This window comes from Streptomyces sp. NPDC110618 (assembly GCF_055657065.1).
Genome location: NZ_JBVKBN010000049.1, coordinates 1 through 1,790, shown reverse-complemented (window position 1 = coordinate 1,790; position 1,790 = coordinate 1). Strand labels below are relative to the sequence as shown.

Annotated in this window: 1 protein-coding gene; it reads right to left on the bottom strand. The window is 69.8% G+C overall.

Annotated features, from left to right (window positions below; all coding sequences use genetic code 11):
* Positions 1 to 28: 28 nt before the first annotated feature.
* Positions 29 to 1,696: an IS1182 family transposase gene (locus ACZ7L7_RS37160; protein WP_471431013.1), complete on the bottom strand. Its 1,668-nt coding sequence runs from the start codon at positions 1,694 to 1,696 to the stop codon at positions 29 to 31.
* Positions 1,697 to 1,790: the final 94 nt, after the last annotated feature.

The window sequence follows — 1,790 nt, the reverse complement described above, 5'->3', positions numbered from 1 at the left end:
GACGCTGTTGGTTTATTCGGGCCCTTGATCACTTCGCCCCGTTGAGCGTCAGCTCGGCGGGGCGAAGTGCTGCGAAGTGGCTGGTGCGGGTGCGGGCCCTGGGTGTGTCGGTGAGGTGGGCGTCGATGCGGGCGAGGTTGAGGGCGGCGCCGGTGAGCTGGTGCTGGAGGCTGGATTTCGCCAGGCCGTGGTAGCGGGATCTGCGCAGGCCGCAGCGGCCGACGCCCTGGGAGATGGTGCCTTCGACGCCGGCCCGGATCTTGTAGCGGTCCTTCCAGCTATCGGTCTGCTGGCTGGTGCGGGCGGCCTGGACGGCTTCGTGTTCGGCGCGCTGTCGCAGGGTGATCTCGCGGCGTTCGGCCTTCGGCGAGCTGACGCAGTCGCGCAGGCTGGGGCAGGAGCGGCAGTCGGCCGGGCTGAAGCGGACCCGGATCACCGGCAGGCCCTGCTGTGAATGCCGGTGATGCCACTGGGTGCTGGTGACACCGTTCGGGCAGGTCACCCGCTCGTGCTCCCAGTCGACGGTGAAGGCGTCCTGCCCGAACGGGCCACCGCTCTGGGCGGTGGTGTTGCCGACCATCGGGCCCTGGAGATCGACGCCGTGCTCGGTGCGGGCGGCCACGACCTGGGCCGCTGTGGGATATCCGGCATCGACCCAGTGCTCGCCGGGCAGGCAGTCACGTGCGGCCAGACCGGCGTGGACGACAGCGGCCATCCGGTCGTCCGGGACGGTGGCGACGGTGGTGGCCACGTTCGTGATCAGATTCGGGGCATCGGGATCGCAGGTCTCGGTGAGGTGGACCTTGTATCCGTCCCAGAAGGTGTCGCGTTTGACGCTGCCGCGTGCCTCGATGTCATAGGGAGTGACTAAGCGCATCGCGCCCGGCGGCCGGTCTTTTGGGTCCCGCCGCCTCACCTCGCCGTCCACCAGGTGGAAGGACTGCACCCACGCCTGCCGCAGGGTCTGGACCTCGTCCAGCCTGCGCAGGGCGGCTGGGGCGGTGGGGGCGAAGACCGCCTCAAGCAGACGCATGCCATCCCTGCCGATCCGCAGGCCCACCTCGTCCCGCTTGGTGCGGGCCTGGGGAAACCGGGAGTCCTCGGCCCGCGTCGCGTAGTGCCTGAACCAGTCCGGTTCCGCGATACCGGCCAGCCACTCGGGGGCCTGTTCGGCCAGCGCGTTCAACGCCGAGCGCAGTGTTTCGCAGACCATCTCCAGCCAGCACAGCTGACGGGCCGCGGACAGCACGTGCGTGGAATCGGTGCGGGCCCGGCCGGCCGCTTTCAGCAGGCCCTTGTCCCGGGCCGCGGCCAGGACGCCGTCCAGCACCCGCCGCCCTGCGTCCGCCTCGACCAGCCGGTCCCGGAACTCCGACAGCACCGAGAAGTCGAAGCCGGGATCGGCCAGTTCCAGAGCGAGGGCGTACTTGAAGTCGATCCTCGCGCGGACCGCCTCCGCAGCCTGCCGGTCGGTCAGCCCCTCGACGAACTGCAACACCAACACCAGCGCCAGCCGCCCCGGTGACCAGGCAGGCTTCCCCCGCACCGCAAACAGGTCCGCGAACTGCTCATCGGTGAACAGCGGCCCCAGCTCGTCCCGGACCCGGATCGCCAGGCTCCCCTTCGGGAACGCGGCCCGAGCCACCCGCACCGTCTCCGCCGGGATCTCCCCAGACCCCTTCGGCTGCATCGACATCCGCATCCACCCCATACGACAACGACGGCCTTCAAGACCACAACCGGGTCTTGAAGGCCGACGTCACGCAGGGCCCGAATAAACCAACAGCGTC

What these genes read in the sequence shown, in the direction of transcription:
- ACZ7L7_RS37160 (WP_471431013.1), bottom strand. Translation starts at nt 1,696, where the DNA reads ATGTCGATGCAGCCGAAGGGGTCTGGGGAGATCCCGGCGGAGACGGTG.